The sequence below is a fragment of the Dokdonia sp. Hel_I_53 genome (genome assembly GCF_007827465.1).
In the GTDB taxonomy this organism is placed as follows: domain Bacteria; phylum Bacteroidota; class Bacteroidia; order Flavobacteriales; family Flavobacteriaceae; genus Dokdonia.
Map to the genome: position 1 here is coordinate 17,500 of NZ_VISL01000001.1, position 23,869 is coordinate 41,368.

The following is a 23,869-nucleotide window of genomic DNA, read 5'->3' on the forward strand; positions in this document are numbered from 1 at the left end:
TTGTTAACTTTAGATTTATGATTGTAAACACAGAATTACAGCAAAAAGGGAATCAATTTCCAAATCGGGTAGTAGACTTTAAAAAAGAGGTTGATACTTTATATTTCACTACAAAGAATGAAGTCATACTTCAACTTACAGTTCTACGGGATAGTGTCATTCGATTTCGATTTGCGACAGGGGGAGTATTCGAGCCAGACTTTTCATATGCAATAGATGAACAAGCGCTAAAGGGATATAATCATCTTGAACTTACAGATGACGATACTCATTACCATATTAAAACGGCTAAATTACATTTAAGATTAGAAAAAGAAAGTTTACAGGCTTCAATTTTTGATAGAGAAGGTAATCTTATAAATGAAGACGAGTTAGGTTTCCACTACGAAGAAAGTTTTGAGTATGGTGGGAATATCGTTAAAATGAGTAAAAAAGCGCAGCATGCAGAGTCTTACTACGGTCTAGGAGATAAACCTATGCACTCTAATTTAAGAGGAAAACGGATTGAAAACTGGGCAACAGATCAATATGCTTTTAGCAAGGATCAAGATCCTATTTACAAATCTGTTCCTTTTTATATAGGTCTTACTCAAAAGAAGGCCTATGGAATCTTTTTTGATAATACATTTCGTACATATTTTGATTTTTGCCATGAACGAATGGGGGTTACTAGCTTTTGGGCCCAAGGTGGAGAGATGAACTATTATTTTATCTATGGTCCAGAGATGTCAAATGTGGTTCAGAGTTATACAAATCTCACAGGGGTGCCAGAGTTACCTCCTTTATGGGCGCTTGGCTATCAACAATGTAAATGGAGTTACTTCCCAGAGAGTAATGTTAAAGAAATAGCTGCAAAATTTAGAGAGCTCAAAATTCCATGTGATGGTATTTATTTAGATATTGATTATATGGACGGGTGGCGATGTTTTACTTGGAATAATGAATATTTTCCAGACCCTAAAAGAATGGTAGGAGAACTTGCAGAAGATGGCTTCAAAACTATTGTAATTATCGATCCAGGTATTAAAATTGATAAAGATTATTGGGTGTATAATGAAGGGGTTAAAAACGATTACTTCTGTAAGCGAGCAGATGGACCCTATATGAAAGGTAAAGTATGGCCGGGGGAGTGTAATTTCCCAGATTATACAAACCCAAAAGTTAGAAAATGGTGGGCTGGACTTTTTAAAGAGCTTATTCAAGATATAGGTGTGAAAGGAGTTTGGAATGATATGAATGAACCTGCTGTTATGGAGGTACCTGGAAAAACATTTCCCTCAGATGTACGCCATAACTACGATGGACATCCCTGTAGCCATTTGAAAGCTCACAACATATATGGTACTCAGATGGCTAGAGCAACATATGAGGGAGTTAAAAAATATGCTTACCCTCAACGTCCATTTGTGATCACTAGATCTGCATACAGTGGAGCGCAACGTTATACAAGTTCTTGGACTGGAGATAATGTTGCTAGTTGGGAGCATTTATGGGTTGCAAATGTACAAGTCCAGCGTATGTGTATTTCTGGAATGAGTTTTACGGGTACAGATATAGGAGGATTTGCAGAACAACCTACGGGTGAGCTTTATGCTAGATGGATACAACTAGGAGTATTCCATCCATTTTGTAGGACACACTCTTCTGGTCACCATGGAGATCAGGAGCCTTGGACTTTTGATGTAGGAGTGACAGATATTGCTCGCAAATTTATTAATCTACGCTATAGATTATTGCCCTATTTATATACTATGTTTTATGAATATGTAAAAAAAGGAACACCATTATTAAAGCCTCTTGTCTATTTTGATCAAGAAGATGCACAAACTCATTATCGTACAGATGAATTTATATTTGGTCACCATATTCTAGTTTGTCCTATACTTGAACCTAACGCAAAGGGACGTCGCATGTATGTGCCTAGAGGTAAGTGGTTCAATTATTGGTCTAAGCAGTCAATAGAAGGAGGTAAAGAGCAATGGGTAGATGCTGATATAGATGAAATGCCGTTATTTATTAAAGAAGGAACAATTTTACCTAAATATCCGTTACAACAGTATGTTGGAGAATTGGAAATTAAACAAGTAGAGCTAGAAGTCTATTATGGTCTTGGTAAAAATGCATCAAAGCTTTACGAAGATGCTCAAGATGGCTACGATTATAAAAAAGGGAGATATAGTTATCGTACATTTAAGATGGTAGGTCGTGAGAGAGATTGGATCATACAGCAGCATAAGAGAGGTGACTATATCACTTCTTATGATACTTTTAGGATTCATTTAATTGGGCTTCCATTCGATATTAAAGAAATTGAACTTGATAATCAGTTAGTTACATTTGAAGAAATGCAATTTGACCCAATTGCCTGTGCGCTAATCATTAACAAAGATTTCACGGAGTTACATCTTACTGGAGCTTAACATTTGTGTAATTTTATAATGATATAAAAACCATCATTATGAATACGAAAAATACATTAATAGCGATACTGACCATTTTTTTGGTATGTGCGTGTAAAACCAGTCCATTTACAGGGAAGAAGACACTTAATTTTGTAAGTAACGATCAATTATTCCCGATGGCTTTTCAGCAGTATGACGCTTTTCTCTCTGAGAATAATGTTATTACAGGTACGCCAGAGGCAAATATGGTTAAAAGAGTAGGGGAGAGAATAGCTGTAGCCTCAGAAAAGTATATGACGGCTCTTGGCTACCCTGGTTATTTGTCAGATTATCGCTGGGAATATAATCTAGTAAAAGATGAAGCGGTAAATGCTTGGTGTATGCCAGGTGGTAAAATTGTCGTGTACACTGGAATATTACCTGTTACACAATCAGAAACAGGTCTTGCAATGGTTATGGGACATGAGCTAGCACATGCACTAGCAGATCATGGCGCACAACGTATGAGTGCAGCACAAGTACAACAGTTAGGTGCAGTGGGGGTAGCGGTAGCAACCTCAGGGTCAGATCCAGCAAGGCAACAGCAAATCATGCAACTCTATGGAGTGGGATCTGCAGTAGGTGGTATGTTACCTTTCTCTCGTAGTCATGAGACACAAGCAGATGAAATAGGAATCGTAATTGCAGCAATTGCAGGTTATAACCCAGATGAAGCTGCAAATTTATGGAGACGTATGAAAGAAAAAAGCGGCGGACAATCACCCCCGCAAATTTTAAGCACTCACCCTTCATCAGATAGTCGTATCGCAAATCTTACCGCAAAAGCGCCAATGGCAAAAGCAGAAGCAGCAAAATTTGGAGTAACGACTTTTAAATAATAATTATTCATAATAAATAATTGAGTATAAAAGCTGTGCAATTGCACAGCTTTTCTATTTTAGTATCATGAAAAAAGAACTTCTTAAAGGCGATAAGAAATTATTAAATGCGTGGGCTTTTTATGACTGGGCAAACTCTACTTATAGCTTAGTGATAGCATCGGCTATATTTCCCTTATTTTATGGTGCGCTTTTTCGAAGCGCAGCTATAGAGGAAATCGAAGTGTTTGGGTTTTTACTTCGTCGAAGTCCGCTTATATTTTATACTACGGCATTCGCATTTTTTATCGTGGCTACGATTTCTCCTATACTATCTGGAATAGCAGACTATTTAGGAAATAAGAAATTCTTCTTAAAACTGTTTTGTTACTTAGGAGCATTATCTACCATAGGGCTGTATTGGTTTAGCTTAGAACACATTTACTTAAGTTTGCTTTTATATGCACTAGGTTTGATAGGATTCTGGGGAAGTATCGTTTTTTACAATTCATATTTACCAGACATAGCCTACCCAAATCAGCATGATGCTATTAGTGCAAAGGGATATTCGTGGGGGTACATAGGGAGTGTTTTGTTGCTGATTGTTTGTTTAGGAATGATACTTGGTTATGAATCTTTTGGTTTTGAGGACGAAGGATTACCTACAAGATTATCTTTTGTTCTTACTGGTATATGGTGGATAGGTTTTAGTCAGTACACCTATTTTTATCTTCCCAAAGGAAATCCGTCAAGTGGTAAATTAACTAAAGCCGTACTTTTTAATGGCTTTCAAGAATTGAGGAGTATTTGGAAGTCGATGAAACATCAAATTCGTCTTAAAAAATATTTATATGCCTTTTTTGTGTATAGTATGGCAGTACAGACGGTAATGCTTGCCGCTGCATATTTTGGAGAACAAGAGTTGGAATGGGGGAGTGATAGTGAGCGCACTACTGGATTAATCACAAGCATTCTTTTGATTCAATTAGTAGCCGTACTTGGTGCCGTACTTACTTCGAGATTATCTGCACGCATAGGAAATATTAAAGCATTAATTGTAATAAATATCATTTGGATTTTTATTTGTGGTTGGGCATATTTTGTGTATACACCTATTCAATTTTACATCACCGCAGGTTTTGTGGGGTTAGTCATGGGGGGCATTCAATCATTATCTAGGTCTACATATTCTAAATTTTTACCAGAAACAGATGATACAACGTCTTATTTTAGCTTCTATGATGTTTCAGAAAAAATAGGAATCATCATAGGTATGTTTTTATATGGATTTATAGAAGAAATTACAGGCAGTATGCGATTTTCTATCGTTTTTCTAATTATCTTTTTTGCAGTGGGGGTCTTTCTATTACTTAAGGTACCAAAAAATAGAACTATTATTAACTAACTATACGCTTTCGCGAAAGCAAAATTGCATCCATAAAAGATATGTCTACATTTTTTCAAGAATTTAAGGACTTTGCGGTCAAAGGAAATATGATCGATATGGCAGTGGGTATCATTATAGGCACTGCCTTCAATAACGTTGTTAACACGCTTGTGAAAAAAGTGGTTATGCCACCGTTAAGTTTGATGACAGATGGTATTAATTTTGCAGATCGTAAATATGTTCTCAGAGAATCACCAGATGGAACTCAATCAATTTCAATAGGCTACGGAGAACTTATCGAAGTGCTTATTGACTTTACAGTGATAGCCTTTACAATTTTTATTGTCATAAAATTTATTAATAAATTTAAGAACAAGGCAGAAGATCCAAAAAATAAAGAGGTTGTCACGCCAAAAAATCTAGAACTATTATCTAATATTGAGCACCTTATGCAAGAACAGAATAAAATCCTTAAGGAGCGAGGTAAAAACATATAATTAATTTGCTTTACCTAACTCATTAGTTATCTTTTAGATTAATCACCTATTTGATTTATATTTTGATATTTATAATGATATAACTGGCATAATTTTAGCCATTGACTCATGAGATTATTTATTTTCTAACCCCAATAATGTACCTTTAGTTCATGAAAAAAATAACTATAAGAACAATCATTCTAACCTTGCTAATACTAGCAACATTAAGTGTTAGTGCACAAAGAGAAAAAATAAAAGGAAGTCGAAATGTTAAAGAGCTGTCAGAACCACTTAGACCATTTACTGATATAAAAGTAATAGACGGCTTAGAAGTAACCCTTATACAAGATGCAACTACTGGCTATGACCTCGAGATGGATGATAATCTTCTAGAAATAATAAGTTTTGATATACGCGACAGCACCTTGCTTGTTTCTACTCGAAAGGATATAAGAAGTAGTAAGAAGCTTAATATTATTGTTCGGTTTGAAGAATTAAATAGTGTAACAGTTGCTGCGTACAGTAAAGTAATTTCAAAATCTACAATTAATACAGAGGATTTTGCTTGTAATCTTACATCAGATAGTGTTTTTGAGGGGGAGATAAAATCAGAAAATGCAGTCATAACTGCAGATGAAAGCTCGAAGGTTGATGTAGAATTTAAGGGAGACGAAATTAGATTTAATTTGAAAAATAACGCTTTCGCGAAAGCTGATATCAACACAGAAAAATTTGTAGTTATGGCCTCTGGCCGCACAGACATGAATTTTAAAGGTAATGCAGAAGAAGCTACAATTACCTTAACAGACAACGCAGAATTTAAGGGCCGTGCATTCGCGGTAGATCAAGCATCTTTAGTCTTAAAAGACGACACAAATGCGCTTATCTCTATTGATAAAGACCTTGTTTTAGATATGAATCATAAAAGTGAGCTAGAGCTTTACGGAAGCCCATCTATTGTCATAGAAAAACTAGCTGGCAACTCAAAAATTTTAAAGAAAGAATAATTTGATACATTCAAATAAAAAAGCCCTCTATTAGAGGGCTTTTTTATTAGATTACGGTGTCACTACCCTTTTGTAATGTCACCAGAACCAGAAACTTTTGTTTCCTGTTTATCTGGGTTGCCTAAGTATTCTATATCACCAGACCCAGTTACACGTGCTTTAAGGTATTTTGAGCAGTACACTTTAATATCACCAGACCCTGTAACTTTTGCATCAACGTAATTTGCATTAAATCGAGAAGCGTTTATATCTCCAGATCCTGTTACACTAGACTCATGATCTCCAGTACTTCCTCTCAATATGAGATCTCCAGAACCAGTAACTCTACTCTTTGTAGCACTAGATTCAACATCAAGAGTTACGTCACCAGAACCAGATACAGAAACTTTAAAATCTTTTGCTTTAATAACATCTTTTGTAATGATATCTCCAGAACCAGAAAGAGAAACAAGCTCTATGTCTCTAAAAGGGACTGTTATTTTAATATCATTTCCCCAACTCGTTTTCAAATTTTGATTTTTCTGAACACGAATTTTTAGAACTCCTTTATCTACAACTGTTTCGATATAATTAAGTAAATTACTTTCTCCTTCTATAGTGATTTTACCTTCAGATCCTGCAAGTAGGGTTACTTCAAAAAAACCCGCTACACTTACTCCGTCATACTCTCCAACGTCTCTTGTTTCTTTTTGAACCTCTCCATTACCTTTAATAGATTTACCCCACCACTGTGCATGTATTTGAGTGCTTATAAAAAAGATAAAACTAAGTGCTACTAATTTTTTCATAACTAATTGGCTTTTTGATTGTTGTTTAATTTTTATGGAGCGTAACGCCACCATAGTCTGAGTTAATATTTATATTGTTTTGAGAAGATGATGATTTATAATATCCTTCATAGTAAGCATCACCAGAATCTTTACGTTCTTTACGTATATTAAGATTGTCTTTACCACTTAATCCTGCATACTCTAGTTTGATATTGAAAGTAAAACTATATGCTGAATCATAACCAATATTTATACCTGTGTAATCACTTTGAATAACTATGTCTCCAGCGCTTGGGCTCATTTCGTCAATACGGATAGATCCATAATCTGCATTAATATTTAAGTGTCCGTTTACAGTGCCCAACTTTGCACTTAAATAATCACCTCTTCCAGTGATATTATTAGACTCTTTTGTACGTACAGAGCCATAATCACAGTTATAATTAAGGTCTTTTATAATACCAAATTCAGATTTTGAATAATCAGCATTAAGGTCAACATTGCCTCCATTTTCTAATACAAAAGTTGAGTAGTCTGCATTGATGCGTCCACTTTTCATGTAGCCGATGGTACTATTTTTTGTGTAATCAAAATTTAAGTAATTATTGTCTGCAAGTAATTCGCCTATAGTGATTTTACCATAATCACAGCTTATTTTTGCGTTGCCTTCTATACGATCTAAAGTAATCCCTCCATAATCATTACTTATATCGATCACAGCAAAAACTGGAAGTTTTATGGTGTAGTTAATTTCCATATTTACGTTACTGCTCTTCCAGCTGTTCCACCAAGACCTACTGCTATTATTATCAAATGTAGTTTTTGCACTTACAAATGATGCACTAGCTTCAAATTGCACGTCAATTTCATCAAGTTTATCTTTTACACGATCCTCATCATTTCCATTAGTCTTTACATGAACTTCGATTACTATTCGGTTTTCAGACCAGCTTACCATGTTTACTTCGCCATAACTATTTTTGATTAATAGCTTAGCATCACTGTTTACAGAGTATTCTTTCTTAATTTTCTTTTCTTTGGTGTACTTTCCGTTTGGATTACTTAAACCAGCAAAAGCTATAAGAGGGATAAGGCATGTAAAAAAAGTAGTTATAATATTTTTCATTTTTATTTTTTTTATAGTATTAAAGGGTAATAGCCTCTTGTGTTTTTTTTATTTGTTTAATAACCTCCATTTGTTCAACAACATCTTGCAACAGATAAATTCTATTTTGAAAATTATCTATCATAGCATAAATGACTCTTTTGTCCTCACCGCTTTTTGAAAGATCCTTTTTAAGTTTTTTGTATTCTGACTCTAACATTTCAAGTTGTGAGATGGCATCAAGTACAAGTTCTTGATTCTCTGGGGTCATATTTTCTTTTATATCAAATAGTTCTCGTTCTATTGTTTTTGTGAAAAAATCTTGCGTTTGTTGCATTTCAGGAGAGACATCTGCTAAATCTTTAGTAGCAGAACCTACTTGAGTAAAATTTAAAACAAGACTCGCTATAAGAACCAAACTGGCTGCTATAAAGAGCGGTCTCATCCAGCGTATACGATTCTCTTTTTTAGAAGGAGAAAACCGGTTTTTACCTTCTAACTTTTCTAAAAAGTTAGCTCTATGGCTTTCACTCGGCTCATAAACATCTAATTTTCTGTTTAGCCGCTTAAATAGAAGATCTATAGATTCCTTTTCCTTTTCCATTTTTATTTAAAATTGCTCGTAAACTTTGTTTTGCCCTAGATATCATTGTTCTAGAATTGGCATAGCTCACATTCATAATTTCACTTATTTCTTCGTAATCATACCCTTCTATGAGGTGCAAAGACAATGATTGTCTGTAATTATCTTTTAAATTATTCATTGCTGTAACAACCTCCTGAGCTCTCACACTTGTAAGATCTATAGTACCACACCCTCCGTCGTCTTCAGAAACTTTATATAAGTGATTTTCTAGTGGTTGTTCATCCAGTCGTTTAGCTTTCTGATAGGCTGTTAAACTATTGTTTACAACAATTCTCTTGAGCCAACTTCCAAAAGAAGCTTCTTCTTTGTAAGTATCAATTTTTGTAAAAGCGCTCAAAAATGATTCTTGCATAATATCTTCAGCCTCAGCTTCGCTTTTTACAATACGGAGGGAAGTATTATACATTGCCTTATAATAACGATTGTATACTTCCATCTGCGCTACTTGCTCACCGTTGCGACAACGATTAATAACTTCAGTTATGTGATGGTTACTTAAATTCACTTTGGTCAGTTCTATTATAAAGATGGTACGTTTTTTAATTTGTTACACTTTTTAATAATCTTTTTAAAGAAATATCATAACAAATTATAAAACAACCTTTTAGTGATCGTTTTTGAATATGTATACAATAAGCTAATAATTTGTTGGCTATTGAGACGGTTTGTTAAGTAGATAAAATTTTTACGAAACCAAAAATGATCAAAAAAAAGACCGCTTAAGTTAAGCGGTCTTTTCATTTACAATATAATTCCCCCAAATTAGTAATTGTAACATTGATAAAAATACAATAAGATATCCTTTAATTCAAATTTTTATTAAAAAGTTTATTTGTTAACATATTTAAAGACAGAGTGCTATAGTTAATTCTATAGAAATATGAAAATTTTGTAGCAATGGCACAAGAATTGACTTTAAAAATACGGAATAGTTATAATTCTGTGATAGATATATATAACTATCTGTTTTTTAATAACATAATAATAAATTAAGATGCACCTGTTTTGTAAAACTACAAGACATTGTGACACATAATATATATGGCAAAACCAAAATTTACAACATTAGACAGATTGTCACTGCAAGAGATAGATGGAGATGCAGAGTTAATCCCATTGATGACTCCAGAGGACGAAGAGGCAATTAATAACGAGGAGTTACCAGAGAGTCTAGCTTTATTACCGTTAAGGAATACTGTATTATTTCCTGGTGTAGTGATACCTATTTCTGCTGGAAGAGATACATCTATTAAGTTAATAGACGAAGCTAACAAGGGCGGGAAAGTAGTTGGAGTTGTTGCTCAAGTTGATGAAAGCATAGAAAATCCCACAGCTGATGATATCCACAAAGTGGGTGTTGTTGCAAGAATATTACGTGTTCTTAAAATGCCGGACGGTAACGTCACGGTAATTATACAAGGTAAAAAGCGTTTTGAGATAGATCAAGTAACGCAAGAAGAACCTTACATGAAGGCTACTATAAAAGACTATCCAGAGTCTCGACCTGAAGTGGCAGATAAAGAATTTAAGGCGGTAATAGATTCTATTAAAGAACTTGCCTTACGTATTATTCAAGAATCTCCAAACATCCCAACAGAAGCTTCATTTGCTATAAAGAATATTGAAAGTAATTCTTTTCTAATCAATTTTGTAAGTTCAAATATGAACTTAACAGTAGAGGAGAAACAAGAATTGCTTCAAATTAGCGATCTGCAAAAAAGAGCGCTAGAAACGCTTAAGTTTATGGATATGGAACGCCAGAAGCTTGAGCTCAAAAATGACATTCAGAGCAAGGTTCAGAATGACATGAGCCAGCAGCAACGTGAGTATTTTCTTCATCAACAGATGAAAACTATTCAAGAAGAACTTGGTGGTGCATCGTCTGAAGATGATTTAGAAGAAATGCGCTTACGATCTAAAGACAAAAAGTGGAATGAAAAAGTTGCCAAGCACTTCAAAAAGGAGCTTGCAAAAATGCAACGTATGAATCCACAAGTTGCTGAGTATAGTATACAGCGAAATTATCTTGACTTATTTTTAGATCTCCCTTGGAATGAATTTAGCAAGGATAAATTTGATCTTAAACGCGCGATGAAGATTCTTGACCGTGATCACTATGGATTAGATGATGTAAAAAGACGTATTATAGAATATCTCGCCGTTTTAAAGCTCCGTAATGATATGAAATCTCCTATTTTATGTTTGTATGGACCTCCAGGAGTAGGTAAGACTTCTCTAGGGAAATCTGTTGCAGAAGCTCTTGGACGTGAATATATACGTATGAGTTTAGGTGGCATGCGAGATGAATCTGAAATAAGAGGGCACCGTAAAACTTATATAGGTGCGATGCCTGGGCGCATTATCCAAAGTTTAAGAAAAGCAGGGACTAGTAATCCAGTTTTTGTACTTGATGAAATTGATAAGCTAAGTACAGGAAGTCAAGGCGATCCTTCCTCTGCGTTACTTGAAGTATTAGATCCAGAACAAAATAGTGAGTTTCATGACAACTTTTTAGAAATGGGTTTTGACCTTTCTAAAGTAATGTTTATTGCAACTTCAAACAGTCTTAATACCATACAGCCTGCGTTGAGAGACCGTATGGAAATCATTAATGTAACAGGTTATACGATCGAAGAAAAGGTAGAAATTGCAAAACAACATTTGTTGCCTAAACAACTCAAGGAGCACGGGATGACAACAAGTCAACTCAAAATTGCTAAACCCCAATTAGAGAAAATTGTTGAGGGATATACTCGGGAATCTGGAGTACGTGGTCTTGAAAAGCAGGTTGCAAAAATGGTACGCTATGGAGCAAAGAATCTAGCCATGGAAGAAGAGTATAACATAAAGGTCTCAAATGAAGACATTATAGATGTACTTGGATCTCCTAAAATGGAACGTAACAAGTATGAAAATAATGAAGTAGCTGGCGTAGTTACGGGCCTTGCATGGACGCGAGTAGGTGGCGATATTCTATTTATTGAGTCTGCCTTGTCCAAAGGAAAAGGAACACTCTCTATTACAGGAAATCTAGGGAAGGTAATGAAAGAAAGTGCAACCATTGCCATGGAATATATTAAAGCAAATGCAGAGTCGTTAGGTCTAGATCCAACGATATTTGATAAATATAATGTACATATCCACGTACCTGAAGGAGCTACACCTAAGGACGGTCCAAGTGCAGGTATCACTATGTTAACCTCTCTAGTATCACTATTTACGCAACGTAAAGTGAAAAAAAGCATTGCGATGACAGGGGAAATCACTTTAAGAGGTAAAGTATTACCAGTAGGTGGTATTAAAGAAAAAATTCTCGCAGCAAAAAGAGCAAGAATTAAAGAAATTTTAATGTGTGAGCAAAACCGTCGAGATATTGATGAAATTAAAGAAGAATACTTAAAAGGGCTTACCTTTCATTATGTATCTGATATGAGTCAAGTTTTAGAACTGGCTTTGACTAAGCAAAAGGTTAAAAATGCAAAAACACTCTAATTGAATAATATGTCACGCTTTCGCGAAAGCGTATGAGTAATATTAAAAACGGGAACTTTTATAAAGGATCCCGTTTTTTTAATTTAAACTAGAATTGTCATGACTTATAGCAATTATATCTGTTTCCAAAATATACTCTCATTGTAACCGTTTATCTTTGTATTGCAGGATTGCTTAAATGAAAAATCTAGTACTACTTCTTTTTTTAGTAACGTCTTTTGTGGCAAAAAGCCAATTAGGGGGGAGGGCCACCTACCAGTTTCTCAACTTAATGTCATCTCCAAGACAAGCTGCAATGGGCGGAAAGGTCATCACAAACTATGACTATGATCCAGATTCTGCCATATACAATCCAGCCAATATAAACTATAAAATGGATAATCAATTAGCTGTAAACTATGTCAACTATCTTTCTGACATAAATTACGGTACTGCATCTTATGCCTACATGTGGGATAGGCGTACGCAAGTTTTTCATGCTGGTGTAACATATATCAATTATGGTAATTTTGATGGAAGGGATGAAAATGGAAATGCTACTGGAAATTTTGGCGGGAATGAAGCAGCACTTTCTTTAGGTTATGCCGTAAATGTTCCAAATACAAACTTTCATGTTGGTGCAAATTTTAAATTAATAACCTCTACTCTTGCAGAGTATTCCTCTGCTGGGATAGCTCTAGATATTGGGACCACCTACAATTTTGAAGAATGGGACTTAAATGCAGCCGTCGTAGTAAGAAATTTAGGAACGCAGTTAACTCCTTATGTAGACACCTATGAAAACCTTCCTTTAGAAATAGACGCAGGGATTTCGCAAATTCTTCCCAACGTACCAATACGATGGCACCTCACCTTTGAAAATTTACAATTGTGGAATATTGCTTTCGAAAATGAATCTAGAAGTACTACAGATCTTGATGGAAATGTGACAGAAGAAAAGATAGGTTTTTTAGATAATGTGGTGCGTCATACTATAATCGGGATTGAGCTTTTCCCTCGAGGAGGTTTTAACCTACGATTAGGTTATAATTTTCGTCGTAGTGAAGAGTTGCGACTCATAAATCAGCGTAGTTTTGCTGGTATAAGTGCAGGGTTTGGAATCAAAATTAATAAAATGCGTTTTAATTATGCTTACGCTCGCTATAATGGTGCAGCGGCGAGCAGTTTTTTTGGAATAGGTATCGACCTACAATAGTGAAATTTTTATTTTGAAGCGGCTATAGTATCTCTCTTTGGGAAGGTATTTACCTGCTTTTCATTTCAATTCCTCACGCCGGCTATGCCAGGCAGCTGCGGGATTTACACTACAATCAGGGCTATAGAGTTAGGGTTACGTTCTCTTTCCAATAGTATCTATACTGTTTGTGAAATATAAAAAGTAATAAGGCTCACCTAAAAAAAAGCGATAATCCCTATTTTTGTTATTCAAAATTATTTTATGAAAATTACCATCGCCATTGACGGCTATTCATCTACAGGAAAGAGTACAGTAGCAAAACAATTAGCAGACTGGTTAGAATATATTTACGTAGATACAGGAGCAATGTACCGTGCCGTAACTTTATATGCTATGCAGCAAGGTCTTATAGCAGATGGTTTTTTTGACAAAGAGGCACTTATTAAAAAGCTAGATCAAATTAAGATAACATTTACTCGTGATACAACATCTGGAAAAGCAGAAGTCTGTTTAAATGGAAAAAATGTTGAGCAAGATATTAGAAATCTTGAGGTTTCCTCCTTTGTAAGCCCCATTGCGACAGTTTCTGAGGTGCGCTCTAAGTTAGTCGAGCAACAACAGCATATGGGAGAAGAGAAGGGTATTGTTATGGATGGTCGTGACATTGGTACCGTTGTTTTTCCTAATGCAGAATTAAAAATATTCATGACAGCAAGTGCAGCAGAACGTGCAAAAAGACGCTATAATGAATTAGTAGAACGTGGAGATGATGTTAATTACGAATCTGTACTGGCAAATGTACAAGAGCGTGATCATATTGATACCACTCGTGAGGATTCACCACTCGTAAAAGCAAACGATGCTATTGAAATTGATAATACAGAAACTAACATAGACGATCAATTTCATACCATTTTACAACTGGCAAAAGATCGTATCGCAAAGCGCATTTAATGTCAAAATTACCTCAAAACCTCCACCTAGGTGTATCTTCTTTTATTGTGCTACTGATGGCCTTTGTTTATGGAGCAAATCCAAGTGGAATTTTACCTTATATTTTTGGTTTTGAAGTAGAAGATATAGAGCTTAAAAATATCTTTAGGGCGATTATGGGGCTCTATATGGCTTTTGGAGGATATTGGATTTACGGACTGTTCCATAAAAGTCATTGGAGGTCTGCTACATTAGCTAATATTTTATTTATGAGCGGTCTCGTCTTTGGTAGAGTACTAAGTACTATCCTAGATGGTTGGTCACCTCAATATGGTATTGGCATGGTAGGTGAGGCTGTCTTAATGTGGTGGGGGTATTGGAACTTAAAATACTATAAGTAAGTCTGTTGGATTTTTCAATCAAATCAAGCTTTCTCAATATTCAAAACATTTTTTTTATCTTTTAAAAAGTTAAAAGTATTTGCACGAGATAACTCCTTGAGTAGTTTTTAATTTCCCATCATTCATAGTTCTAATTTTTTTCTAGGATGTTCGCTTTCGCGAAAGCATGCTTTGTAAAAAAAGGGCAGAAGGAAAATCCAACTGCCCTAGAAATTTCAGTGTAAAACAAATTATTTAAGCAACTCTAATGCTGTGATAGATAGCACTTCGTACTCCTCATCATCTTCATTAATTTGCATCTCTGAAGAGTAAGAAACTTTAAATTTCTTCCCTTCAAAACTTTCAGATACAAGATCAAACTCTTGACTAACAGATTCACTAATTGACTCAAAAGAATAGATTAACCCATCTTCATCTTCAAAATAATAGGTGCCTTCTGAGTAGCCACTATAGGTAGCAGTGATTGTTTCTGTTATAGAATTTGATCCTATAATAAATAGTGAGAATAGGGTGATTAAAAATGTTTTCATAATAGTGTTTAATTAAAAGTTATTTTAAAAATTGCCGCGTGTGCGACCACTATTGGAAGTGTCTAAACTAGGATTTTAGCCCGTAGTTTATACGTATGAAAACTTATAAATGTTTCAAAAAATAACATTTATTTTAATTATTATTTTTATCATCGTCGCGTTCATCTTCATCAAGATCAAAATCAAAATCATCACTATCTTGGTCATCATCTTCATCATAATCATCTTGATCAAAATCTTCCATAGCCACCACTAGTCTTTTACTTACTTTAACAAGGTAGAGTGTGTCCTCTGTTTGTACTTCTACACAGTCTACCATTTCGCCTTGAGCATTTTTAAAAGTAATAATGTGTTCTTTATCGTAACCATATGGATACTTGTTCACTAGAAGATTTAAGATGTCATCATTTAACTTAGCATAGTCTACGATAACACGTTTTAAGTTACTTGGTTTTTTCATTATATGGGTGTTATAATTTACATGTCTAATAGGTAAGCAAATATGAGAGGGGCTACAATTGTAGCATCACTTTCTATAATAAATTTTGGCGTATCCATATCTAGTTTTCCCCAAGTTATTTTCTCATTAGGAACAGCACCGGAATAAGATCCATAACTTGTTGTAGAGTCACTTATCTGGCAGAAGTAACTCCAAAAAGGAGTATCTGTACGCTCAAGATCTTGATAAAGCATAGGAACTACACATATAGGGAAATCCCCAGCAATACCTCCTCCTATTTGGAAAAAGCCTATTCCTTGAGAGGAATTCTCTGTATACCAATCTGCTAGAAAAGTCATGTATTCAATACCAGACTTCATAGTGTTAGCTTTAAGCTCTCCTTTTACTACGTAGCTGGCAAAGATATTTCCCATGGTACTATCCTCCCATCCTGGACATATGATAGGTAAGTTTGCTTCTGCAGCAGCATACATCCAGCTGTCTTTAAGATCAATTTCGTAGTACTGTTCTAAAACTCCAGATAACAAAAGTTTATACATATACTCGTGAGGCAAATAGCGCTCGCCTGCAGCCTCTGCGTCCTTCCAAATTTTTACAATATGGTCTTGAATACGTCTAAAAGCTTCTTCTTCTGGAATACAAGTGTCTGTCACACGGTTGAGTCCTTTTTCTAATAAGTCCCACTCATCTTGAGCTGTGAGATCTCTATAATTAGGAACACGTTTGTAGTGACTGTGTGCCACAAGATTCATAATGTCTTCTTCTAGATTTGCGCCTGTACAAGAGATAATATGCACTTTCTTTTGACGAATCATTTCAGCAAATATTTTACCTATTTCTGCGGTGCTCATAGCTCCAGCAAGAGAGACTAGCATCTTTGATCCCTTGACAAGCTGTGCTTCGTATCCTTTTGCGGCATCTACTACAGATGCAGCATTAAAGTGCAAATAGTATTTTTCAATAAATTGAGATATAGCTCCTTTAGTATTCATTATAATCGTCTTCTTCTGAGTTAACTTTTTTGGATTTTTCTTGCAAACCGGTCATTTCATACTCATCATCTGCATCTTGTTGTTCAAACTTATAAGAGAGTAATTTATAGTATAATTTTGCTGCGGCAAAGTCTGATGGTTTGCTATGCGCGTTAGGGCATAACTCCATGATATCAAATCCCACAACATTTTTTTCTTTAAAAACGTGTCTTAAAAAATCTAAGGTTTCATACCAAAATAAGCCTCCTGGTTCTGGTGTACCAGTTGCAGGGAGAATTGACGGATCAAAAGCATCGAGATCAATTGTGATATACACATTGTCTGTCATCGCCTCTATTGCGGTATCTGACCAATACTCATCATTAACCATTTCATGAGCAAAAAACACATTGTCTTCATTCATTACGGTCTTTTCAATGGCATCCATACTACGAATACCAACTTGCACAAGATTTGTAGTTTGATTTGCCTCATATAATGCACAGGCGTGGTTGCACTTTGATCCGTCGTAAGACTCGCGTAGATCTGCATGTGCATCTAGCTGCAATACGGTAAGGTTATCAAAAGTCTCATTAAATGCTCGTATAGCACCTATAGATACAGAATGTTCTCCACCAAAAGTAGTTACAAACTTATTACGTTTAATATTTTCTTTTACTTCTTTGTGTACCGCAGCAACCATCTCCTCTGGAGAAGAATTCTCTGTAATAGGATCTGCTAGGTATATGCCCTGCTTGTATACTTCGCTTTCGGTTTCAATGTCGTAAAGTTCCATGTTTTCTGAAGCTTGTAAAAAGGCTTCTGGACCTTTATCTGCTCCTTTTCCCCAAGTGCTCGTACCATCGTAAGGCACTGGAAGTAAAACAATTTTAGCCTTTTCAGCTTGTGCATATTCTTGCGGAATACCTGCGTACGTTCTCATTTTTGTGGTTATTATGTTAGTGTTTGGTAAGTTTATTTTAGGTTTTTGCTTTCGCGAAAGCGTAACTGAAAGATTATTTAAAATTATTTTGAATGTGAAAATTAGCTATTTAGTACCCTAAGATACTTAATAATTGGTCACTTGTTTGTTGTACTGCAAAAATTTCTGTGGTGAGATTTCCATCTGTATCCCTATCAATTAATATATGTTTAGGGCTAGGAATGAGACAGTGTTGCAACCCTCCAAAACCACCGATACTCTCTTGATATGCGCCTGTATTGAAAAATCCGATATAGAGCGGCTTTTCCTTCTTATACTTAGGCATATAGATAGCGTTCATGTGTTGTTCACTATTGTAATAATCATCACTGTCGCAAGTGAGTCCTCCTAGTAAAACTCGCTCGTATTCTTCGTTCCATCGATTAATGGCAAGCATAATAAATCTCTTATTAATTGCCCATGTATCTGGCATTGTGGTGATAAATGAAGAGTTAATCATATTCCATTTTTCACGATCATTTTGTTGTTTTTGGTAAAGTACTTCATAAATGGCACCACCACTCTCGCCAACAGTAAAACTGCCAAATTCTGTAAAAATGTGTGGTACTTTAACACCTGCATCGTCACATGCGTTTTTTATCTGCACTATAATCTCGTTAATCATATACTCATAGTCATATTCAAAAGCGAGCGAATTTTTAATTGGGAATCCACCACCTATGTTAAGACTATCTAGACTTGGGCATACTTTTTTAAGATTAATATATACTTTGATACATTTCATCAATTCGTTCCAGTAATATGCCGTGTCTCGTATTCCCGTGTTGATAAAGAAGTGCAACATCTTAAGTGATACCTTTGGGTTGTCTTTAATTTGACTGTTGAAAAAGGGCACGATGTTCTTATAACCAATACCTAATCGCGAGGTATAGAATTCAAATTTAGGTTCTTCTTCTGATGCTATGCGTATACCTACATTGAAACTCCCATCTATTTCTGCACTTAGAAGATCAATTTCTTCATAATTATCAATAACGGGTATCGCATTTTTATGTCCTTTATTAATAAGTCGAGCGATATTTTTTATATACTGGTCTCTTTTAAAACCATTAGAGATAACGTAGGTTTCATCCGTTATTTTTCCTTCAGCCTTAAGATTTTCTACAATATTGATGTCAAATGCAGATGAGGTTTCAATATGGATATTATTTTTTGTCGCTTCATGGAGTACGTGTTTAAAGTGCGAACTCTTAGTGCAATAACAATAATGGTAATCCCCATCATAGTTATTGTTTTTGATCGCCGTTCCAAACCATTTTTTTGCACGTTGAATATTATCAGAGATCTTAGGTAGATAGGTAAATTTTAAAGGAGCTCCATATTGCTCAACAAGATCCATTAAGTCAATACCGTGAAACGCTAAAGAGTTTTTATTTAATGTAAATTCTTCTTGTGGAAAATAATAAGTTTGATCGATGAGATCAATGTATTTAGTTTTCATTATTGAGTATTGTATTTGAGTTAAAAATTTGAGTCATCTCTTTTCTAAATGAAAAGTAAAATTCAATTCAAATTTTAAAATAATAATATTTGGTAGAGGCAAGGTAAGTACAAAAGTTTATAGGAGTACTCCTGTAATTATGCGTAAATGTATAAGACTTTACCCAATCTAGGTCAGAAGTTCTAAGTGATAATGTCTCAAAACAGCAGAGACAGACAATGTAAAGCTCTTTCATTAACTAAAGACGAGCGGCGGTCGCCATAAAATTGTACGTCACAAACATAAATGTGAATAATAAGCTGAAAATTTAATTTAACAAATAATTAGCAATTTTAATAGTGACTATTTTAGAATCTATATTTTCTGCTATAGGAGTAACATCAAATGAATTTGTAATAACTATTTATTTTAAAAATAAGTTATTCTAAATAACATAGTTATCATGTCGCTAATGTTTTGAAACAGGATTTGCTAGAGTTAAAAATTTGTTAATCGTTAACTTCATAGAAAACCCAATAGAAGAAACACGCGTAAATATTACAAACAATATTAAAAAAAATAAATTATGAATACGATTAAAAAATTTGGTATTGCAGTTATGGCAGTAGGAACATTTATTGCTTGCGAATCTGATGACAATGAAAACGAAATAATAACGGCAGACTCTCGTGCTGAGTTATACGCTTCAAGTAATAGCGATGGAAATGTCAGAATGTATGACGTATCTGATATTGCTAATGTGAATTCTTCTATGTACGGTACTTTATCAACAGATGCAGAAGGAATCTATTACGACAGTACAAATGATGAGGTTACACAGGCATCACGTTCAGGTTTACAACTTAACACATATGCTGGTGTTTTTGCTGCAGTCTCAGGTGTTACTCTTAACGTTTCAGCTACTAGTAATGCGGTTTTAGTGAGTCCAAGAGACATTGCCGTTAACGGAAATTTTTATGCAGTTTCCGACAACTCTGATGTAGATGGTAATCAAGATACTCCAGACGGAAGAATTTTCATATTTACAAAATCTGGAAATGATTTTACATTGAGAAATACACTGACCACAGATTTTGCTGTTTGGGGAATTGAATTTGTAGGAAATAGTCTATATGCGGTTGTTGATAAAACGTCTGATGTTGCAGTATTTGCAAACTTTACAGCTACTAATACTACTGATGCAACAATCACACCCACAAAGCGTATTACAATTGAAGGTATTACAAGAACTCACGCTATAGCAGAAACTAATGGAACGATGATTCTTACTGACATAGGTAATGCAGGGATGGATGGTGACGGTGGTTTTCATGTGATTTCAGACTTTCAATCTAAATTTGATGCTGTAGCAAACGGAGGCACGCTAGCGGTAGGAAACAATCAAGTACGTGTTGCTGGAGCAGCTACATTTTTAGGAAACCCTATAGGTGCTGAGTATGATGCGCAAAATGAAATTGTTTTTATTGCTGAACGTGCGAACGGTGGAGGTAGAGTTCTTGCCTTTTCTAATATAGGAACTGGCGGAAATATTGCTCCAACCGTCAATAACACTCTTTCAGGAGCATCTTCATTATACTTATATAAAGAATAATTTATAGATTATAGCCAGAAGTGAAAAGCCCCGAGATATTCTCAGGGCTTTTTTTTATTTTATTATTCAACCAGCTGTTGTAGGTAATCTATTAGATTTTCAATCTCCTCTGGCGGATTGCCGTGATCAAACTCAGGTGTTATGTATTCTTTTCCTTGTTTCATTAAACTAAGCTTTGCTATTGGAGCGCGATCAGAAATACTTCCGGTACTTGGTCTTTCAAGTGTTTCTAGCGAGCTTGTATTTATAGATTTTAATAGACTATTTAATTTACGGCTTTTTTCCTCTGAGAGTACTTGTGCGGCATCCCTTATATTTTCTACACTATTGGTATAATAGAGCGTATCATTTTTTACAGCAATTTCATAATTAAATCCTCTAGTTTGAGCAGTATAAGATAAGTTGATATTAGCTACTTTTTCTTGAGTACAAGAATTTTGAAAATTGAGTATTAATACAATAAACACATATAAGATTTTCATAGAAGGTAAAATTAAAAGCAGCGCCTATTGGCGCTGCTTTGTATACAATTAAAAATAGGTTTTTAGTTTGTAAAGCCATCACGTACACTTCCTGGTGCAAATAAAGCTCTCATTCTTTCTTTCTGACCTTGAGAGAACATATTCATACATGCATCATTTGTATAATCCATGTAATTCATTGTCATGTCTGTAGATCTACAATTTGTCGTAGGGAAAGATGGGCAACCATAGTTAGGTCCATCTGAGCTTGGCGTATCTGCAACAAAATCATCTTGCTTACAACGACCGTCTCCCCAAATATGACGTAGGTTTAAGTAGTGACCCACCTCATGAGTTGCTGTACGACCTCCATTAAATGGAGCTTGAGCAGTACCTGTTGTTCCGAAGTACTGAGGAGCTACAACTACACCATCAGTTGCTGCTGCACCACCAGGGAATTGAGCATAACCTAAAATTCCACCACCAATATTACAAACCCATATGTTCAAGTGTGTGTCTGGAGATACAACATCAGACCCACCGCTTGCAGAAGATTTCATAGCATCATTAGTTCCCCAAGAGGTTCTTGAAGATGCTTTTCTGATTGTTTGAACAAGATTAAAATTAATATCAGTATCTGCTGCTAAAGGAGCAAAAAGAGAAGGAATAGAAGACGCATCGTTATTTTGAAGATTAAAATCACCATTTAATACAGCCATTTGTGAAGCAATTTGTGCATCACTAATATTTTCAGAACTAGTATTATATAAAACATGCACTACAACTGGAATATTAATAACGCCTAGATTATCTTCAACTGGAGTGCCTCCGCCACCGTCGTTGCCACCATTACCACCACCTCCTGGCTTACCTTTAGCGTTCGTTCGTGCGCCTATGATAGAACGTACGTTTTTCTCTACATCATACATGCTTGCGTATAAACCTGGATTTTCGTTTAGTTTTTTGTTAAGAACTTTCATAGAGTGACAATCTCTTCCACCTTGTGCTCTTCCTGTTGAATCATCGGCATCAGTATAAAGGTAGAAATCACCCATATCAACTTGTTGCTCATCAACATTTGCAATCTCTTGTTCATTTTCACAAGATGTAAAAGCAAATCCGGCAATTGCAAGGCATACTAAAATTTTTTTCATAATAATTGAGGGTTTGATATTTTATGAGGCCCAATATATCAATTTGATTGAAAAATTTGTATTTTTTTTAAGAATTATCTAAAAATATATATAAATAGATGTGAGTGTCGTATAAAGCCTTATAGACCCTATGCTTCGCAGAAGTTTTTTTAATTGTAAAAATTTAAAAAAGTTGACAATTCACCAGCTATAAATGTTAAAATGTTATCTAAAAAACAAAATTATTAGAAATGAACGCATAATTAACAATTTTGAGTTTAGGTTATCGATGAACTACACAATAATAATTATGCATAAAAAAAGACTTAGAATTTTTCCTAAGGCCCTTTAATTTCTGTTTTATGTTACTACTCTTCTTCAGTATGGGATGACTTCATTGTGTGGAAAACATTTTGCACATCATCATCTTCTTCTAATCGTTCTAAGAGTTTATTTACATCCTCTTCTTGTTCTGGAGATATCTCCTTAGTAACCTGAGGGATCCTGTCAAAACCAGACTCAAGAATTTCTATTTCCTTTTCTTCTAGTGCGTTTTGAATCGCTCCATAACTTTCAAAGGGTGCATATATATGTATGCCATCTTCATCTTCAAATACTTCTTCAGCACCAAAGTCTATAAATTCTAATTCAATCTCTTCTACATCCTGTCCCTCAGCGTTAACTCTGAAGGTACATGTATGGTCAAACATGAACACAACGGAGCCAGATGTTCCTAGGCTACCATCACATTTATTAAAAGCTGCACGTACATTTGCAACAGTTCTTGTGTTATTATCTGTAGCAGTTTCAACTAATATGGCAATGCCATGAGGTGCATACCCTTCAAAAATTACCTCTTTATAATCCCCTTGGCTTTTATCTGAAGCTCTTTTGATAGCTCGCTCTACATTATCCTTAGGCATGTTAACAGCCTTTGCATTTTGTATAACAGCGCGTAAGCGAGAGTTGGAATCTGGATCTGGGCCGCCCTCTTTTACTGCCATCACAATATCTTTACCTATTCTTGTAAAAGCTTTAGACATGGCGCTCCAGCGCTTCATTTTACGTGCTTTCCTAAATTCGAATGCTCTTCCCATATGTGTTTGTATTCCTATTGTTTTTCGCGAAAGCGAAAAACTCAAAAAATTAATCTATTAATAAAAAACGCGAGCAACAACTGTTGCTCGCGTAAAAATAGGAAATCAGATGCTTCCTTTCAAATCTATAGTATGTATTATGCACCTAAAATATCGTCTATAGCGGCGGCAAGATCAAAATCTTTTTCTGTAACGCCATCAGCGTCATGTGTACTTAATGAAATTTCCAATTCGTTGTAGGTATTCGTCCAAGTAGGGTGGTGGTCCATTTTTTCACACTCAAAAGCAATGCGCGTCATTGTTGCAAACACCTCGCGAAAATTTTCAAACTCGATGGTTGTATGTATAGCATTCTCGTCATGTTCCCAATCCGGAAAATCTTCTAGCCTGTTTTTAATTTGCTCGTTTGTAAGTTTCATATCGTTGGTTTTGAATGTTGAAAGCTAAAGGTAGGTAATTGCGGTATTGCGAAAATGAGAAAACGGTTAAAATTGTGTTAGGATATTAACTACCTATCATTGTCCTA

The 23,869-nt window shown here is 35.1% G+C and carries 23 protein-coding genes; 10 read left to right on the plus strand and 13 right to left on the minus strand.

Annotated features, from left to right (window positions below; genetic code table 11):
- Positions 1-17: 17 nt before the first annotated feature.
- From OD90_RS00090 to OD90_RS00110, 5 genes are all read left to right on the plus strand, one after another.
- Positions 18-2,420: a glycoside hydrolase family 31 protein gene (locus OD90_RS00090; RefSeq protein WP_144665197.1), complete on the plus strand. Its 2,403-nt coding sequence runs from the start codon at positions 18-20 to the stop codon at positions 2,418-2,420.
- Between the two features lie 38 nt (positions 2,421-2,458).
- A complete protein-coding gene (locus OD90_RS00095) occupies positions 2,459-3,280 on the plus strand; it encodes a M48 family metallopeptidase (protein ID WP_144665198.1) in 822 nt (273 codons plus the stop codon).
- 67 nt (positions 3,281-3,347) lie between these two features.
- Positions 3,348-4,664: an MFS transporter gene (locus tag OD90_RS00100; protein WP_144665199.1), complete on the plus strand. Its 1,317-nt coding sequence runs from the start codon at positions 3,348-3,350 to the stop codon at positions 4,662-4,664.
- A gap of 41 nt (positions 4,665-4,705) precedes the next feature.
- On the plus strand, positions 4,706-5,143 hold the full coding sequence (gene mscL / locus OD90_RS00105; RefSeq protein WP_144665200.1) for a large-conductance mechanosensitive channel protein MscL: 438 nt from the start codon (positions 4,706-4,708) through the stop codon (positions 5,141-5,143).
- A gap of 152 nt (positions 5,144-5,295) precedes the next feature.
- Positions 5,296-6,132, plus strand: coding sequence for a GIN domain-containing protein (locus tag OD90_RS00110; protein WP_144665201.1), 837 nt, complete (start codon positions 5,296-5,298; stop codon positions 6,130-6,132).
- A 62-nt stretch (positions 6,133-6,194) separates the two neighbouring features.
- Here the strand turns inward: OD90_RS00110 and OD90_RS00115 are convergent, their stop codons facing one another.
- The 4 genes from OD90_RS00115 to OD90_RS00130 are packed head-to-tail and all read right to left on the minus strand — an operon-like array spanning position 6,195 to position 9,158.
- Positions 6,195-6,920 (minus strand): head GIN domain-containing protein, encoded by a 726-nt coding sequence (locus OD90_RS00115; RefSeq protein ID WP_144665202.1) that lies wholly within the window; start codon positions 6,918-6,920, stop codon positions 6,195-6,197.
- A gap of 25 nt (positions 6,921-6,945) precedes the next feature.
- Positions 6,946-8,028 (minus strand): hypothetical protein, encoded by a 1,083-nt coding sequence (locus OD90_RS00120; protein WP_144665203.1) that lies wholly within the window; start codon positions 8,026-8,028, stop codon positions 6,946-6,948.
- 19 nt (positions 8,029-8,047) lie between these two features.
- Positions 8,048-8,611, minus strand: a complete 564-nt coding sequence (locus OD90_RS00125; RefSeq protein WP_144665204.1) for a hypothetical protein — start codon at positions 8,609-8,611, stop codon at positions 8,048-8,050.
- On the minus strand, positions 8,574-9,158 hold the full coding sequence (locus OD90_RS00130; RefSeq protein WP_144665205.1) for an RNA polymerase sigma factor: 585 nt from the start codon (positions 9,156-9,158) through the stop codon (positions 8,574-8,576). Before OD90_RS00130 ends, OD90_RS00125 begins: the two co-directional genes overlap by 38 nt.
- 536 nt (positions 9,159-9,694) lie before the next feature.
- Here OD90_RS00130 and lon point away from each other — a divergent pair.
- The 4 genes from lon to OD90_RS00150 all read left to right on the plus strand — a co-directional run bounded on the left by lon (position 9,695) and on the right by OD90_RS00150 (position 14,656).
- Positions 9,695-12,145 (plus strand): endopeptidase La, encoded by a 2,451-nt coding sequence (lon, locus tag OD90_RS00135; RefSeq protein ID WP_144665206.1) that lies wholly within the window; start codon positions 9,695-9,697, stop codon positions 12,143-12,145.
- Between the two features lie 178 nt (positions 12,146-12,323).
- Entirely contained in the window at positions 12,324-13,340 is a 1,017-nt protein-coding gene (gene porQ / locus OD90_RS00140) for a type IX secretion system protein PorQ (RefSeq protein ID WP_144665207.1), read from the plus strand.
- Between the two features lie 243 nt (positions 13,341-13,583).
- Positions 13,584-14,276 (plus strand): (d)CMP kinase, encoded by a 693-nt coding sequence (gene cmk / locus OD90_RS00145; protein ID WP_144665208.1) that lies wholly within the window; start codon positions 13,584-13,586, stop codon positions 14,274-14,276.
- The gene (locus tag OD90_RS00150; protein ID WP_144665209.1) at positions 14,276-14,656 is read left to right on the plus strand and encodes a DUF4345 domain-containing protein; all 381 of its coding nucleotides are present in this window, start codon (positions 14,276-14,278) and stop codon (positions 14,654-14,656) included. Before cmk ends, OD90_RS00150 begins: the two co-directional genes overlap by 1 nt.
- Before the next feature lie 230 nt (positions 14,657-14,886).
- On the opposite strand, the gene OD90_RS00155 is transcribed toward OD90_RS00150, so the two are convergent.
- The 5 genes from OD90_RS00155 to OD90_RS00175 all read right to left on the minus strand — a co-directional run bounded on the left by OD90_RS00155 (position 14,887) and on the right by OD90_RS00175 (position 19,061).
- A complete protein-coding gene (locus tag OD90_RS00155; protein WP_144665210.1) occupies positions 14,887-15,186 on the minus strand; it encodes a hypothetical protein in 300 nt (99 codons plus the stop codon).
- A 133-nt stretch (positions 15,187-15,319) separates the two neighbouring features.
- Positions 15,320-15,646 carry a hypothetical protein gene (locus OD90_RS00160; protein WP_144665211.1) on the minus strand — a complete coding sequence of 109 codons (327 nt, stop codon included), beginning with the start codon at positions 15,644-15,646 and terminating at the stop codon, positions 15,320-15,322.
- A 17-nt stretch (positions 15,647-15,663) separates the two neighbouring features.
- Entirely contained in the window at positions 15,664-16,638 is a 975-nt protein-coding gene (locus OD90_RS00165; RefSeq protein WP_144665212.1) for a deoxyhypusine synthase family protein, read from the minus strand.
- The gene (gene speB / locus OD90_RS00170; protein ID WP_144665213.1) at positions 16,628-17,560 is read right to left on the minus strand and encodes an agmatinase; all 933 of its coding nucleotides are present in this window, start codon (positions 17,558-17,560) and stop codon (positions 16,628-16,630) included. The genes OD90_RS00165 and speB overlap by 11 nt, the downstream gene beginning before the upstream one ends.
- Before the next feature lie 109 nt (positions 17,561-17,669).
- Positions 17,670-19,061 carry an arginine decarboxylase gene (locus tag OD90_RS00175; RefSeq protein ID WP_144665214.1) on the minus strand — a complete coding sequence of 464 codons (1,392 nt, stop codon included), beginning with the start codon at positions 19,059-19,061 and terminating at the stop codon, positions 17,670-17,672.
- Positions 19,062-19,626: 565 nt separating this feature from the next.
- Here OD90_RS00175 and OD90_RS00180 point away from each other — a divergent pair.
- The gene (locus OD90_RS00180) at positions 19,627-20,652 is read left to right on the plus strand and encodes a hypothetical protein (protein ID WP_144665215.1); all 1,026 of its coding nucleotides are present in this window, start codon (positions 19,627-19,629) and stop codon (positions 20,650-20,652) included.
- Between the two features lie 62 nt (positions 20,653-20,714).
- On the opposite strand, the gene OD90_RS00185 is transcribed toward OD90_RS00180, so the two are convergent.
- The 4 genes from OD90_RS00185 to OD90_RS00200 form a co-directional block, all read right to left on the minus strand.
- Positions 20,715-21,134, minus strand: coding sequence for a hypothetical protein (locus tag OD90_RS00185; protein WP_144665216.1), 420 nt, complete (start codon positions 21,132-21,134; stop codon positions 20,715-20,717).
- A 62-nt stretch (positions 21,135-21,196) separates the two neighbouring features.
- Positions 21,197-22,267, minus strand: a complete 1,071-nt coding sequence (locus OD90_RS00190; RefSeq protein WP_144665217.1) for a zinc metalloprotease — start codon at positions 22,265-22,267, stop codon at positions 21,197-21,199.
- A gap of 347 nt (positions 22,268-22,614) precedes the next feature.
- The gene (locus OD90_RS00195; protein ID WP_144665218.1) at positions 22,615-23,343 is read right to left on the minus strand and encodes a YebC/PmpR family DNA-binding transcriptional regulator; all 729 of its coding nucleotides are present in this window, start codon (positions 23,341-23,343) and stop codon (positions 22,615-22,617) included.
- A gap of 137 nt (positions 23,344-23,480) precedes the next feature.
- Complete coding sequence (locus OD90_RS00200; RefSeq protein WP_144665219.1) at positions 23,481-23,762, minus strand: 4a-hydroxytetrahydrobiopterin dehydratase; 282 nt, start codon at positions 23,760-23,762, stop codon at positions 23,481-23,483.
- Positions 23,763-23,869: the final 107 nt, after the last annotated feature.

Bases quoted from the DNA above. Each gene is read 5' to 3' on its own strand.
- OD90_RS00090 (WP_144665197.1), top strand. From the start codon at position 18: ATGATTGTAAACACAGAATTACAGCAAAAAGGGAATCAATTTCCAAAT.
- OD90_RS00095 (WP_144665198.1), top strand. From the start codon at position 2,459: ATGAATACGAAAAATACATTAATAGCGATACTGACCATTTTTTTGGTA.
- OD90_RS00100 (WP_144665199.1), top strand. From the start codon at position 3,348: ATGAAAAAAGAACTTCTTAAAGGCGATAAGAAATTATTAAATGCGTGG.
- mscL (WP_144665200.1), top strand. From the start codon at position 4,706: ATGTCTACATTTTTTCAAGAATTTAAGGACTTTGCGGTCAAAGGAAAT.
- OD90_RS00110 (WP_144665201.1), top strand. From the start codon at position 5,296: ATGAAAAAAATAACTATAAGAACAATCATTCTAACCTTGCTAATACTA.
- OD90_RS00115 (WP_144665202.1), bottom strand. From the start codon at position 6,920: ATGAAAAAATTAGTAGCACTTAGTTTTATCTTTTTTATAAGCACTCAA.
- OD90_RS00120 (WP_144665203.1), bottom strand. From the start codon at position 8,028: ATGAAAAATATTATAACTACTTTTTTTACATGCCTTATCCCTCTTATA.
- OD90_RS00125 (WP_144665204.1), bottom strand. From the start codon at position 8,611: ATGGAAAAGGAAAAGGAATCTATAGATCTTCTATTTAAGCGGCTAAAC.
- lon (WP_144665206.1), top strand. From the start codon at position 9,695: ATGGCAAAACCAAAATTTACAACATTAGACAGATTGTCACTGCAAGAG.
- porQ (WP_144665207.1), top strand. From the start codon at position 12,324: ATGAAAAATCTAGTACTACTTCTTTTTTTAGTAACGTCTTTTGTGGCA.
- cmk (WP_144665208.1), top strand. From the start codon at position 13,584: ATGAAAATTACCATCGCCATTGACGGCTATTCATCTACAGGAAAGAGT.
- OD90_RS00150 (WP_144665209.1), top strand. From the start codon at position 14,276: ATGTCAAAATTACCTCAAAACCTCCACCTAGGTGTATCTTCTTTTATT.
- OD90_RS00155 (WP_144665210.1), bottom strand. From the start codon at position 15,186: ATGAAAACATTTTTAATCACCCTATTCTCACTATTTATTATAGGATCA.
- OD90_RS00160 (WP_144665211.1), bottom strand. From the start codon at position 15,646: ATGAAAAAACCAAGTAACTTAAAACGTGTTATCGTAGACTATGCTAAG.
- OD90_RS00165 (WP_144665212.1), bottom strand. From the start codon at position 16,638: ATGAATACTAAAGGAGCTATATCTCAATTTATTGAAAAATACTATTTG.
- speB (WP_144665213.1), bottom strand. From the start codon at position 17,560: ATGAGAACGTACGCAGGTATTCCGCAAGAATATGCACAAGCTGAAAAG.
- OD90_RS00175 (WP_144665214.1), bottom strand. From the start codon at position 19,061: ATGAAAACTAAATACATTGATCTCATCGATCAAACTTATTATTTTCCA.
- OD90_RS00180 (WP_144665215.1), top strand. From the start codon at position 19,627: ATGAATACGATTAAAAAATTTGGTATTGCAGTTATGGCAGTAGGAACA.
- OD90_RS00185 (WP_144665216.1), bottom strand. From the start codon at position 21,134: ATGAAAATCTTATATGTGTTTATTGTATTAATACTCAATTTTCAAAAT.
- OD90_RS00190 (WP_144665217.1), bottom strand. From the start codon at position 22,267: ATGAAAAAAATTTTAGTATGCCTTGCAATTGCCGGATTTGCTTTTACA.
- OD90_RS00195 (WP_144665218.1), bottom strand. From the start codon at position 23,343: ATGGGAAGAGCATTCGAATTTAGGAAAGCACGTAAAATGAAGCGCTGG.
- OD90_RS00200 (WP_144665219.1), bottom strand. From the start codon at position 23,762: ATGAAACTTACAAACGAGCAAATTAAAAACAGGCTAGAAGATTTTCCG.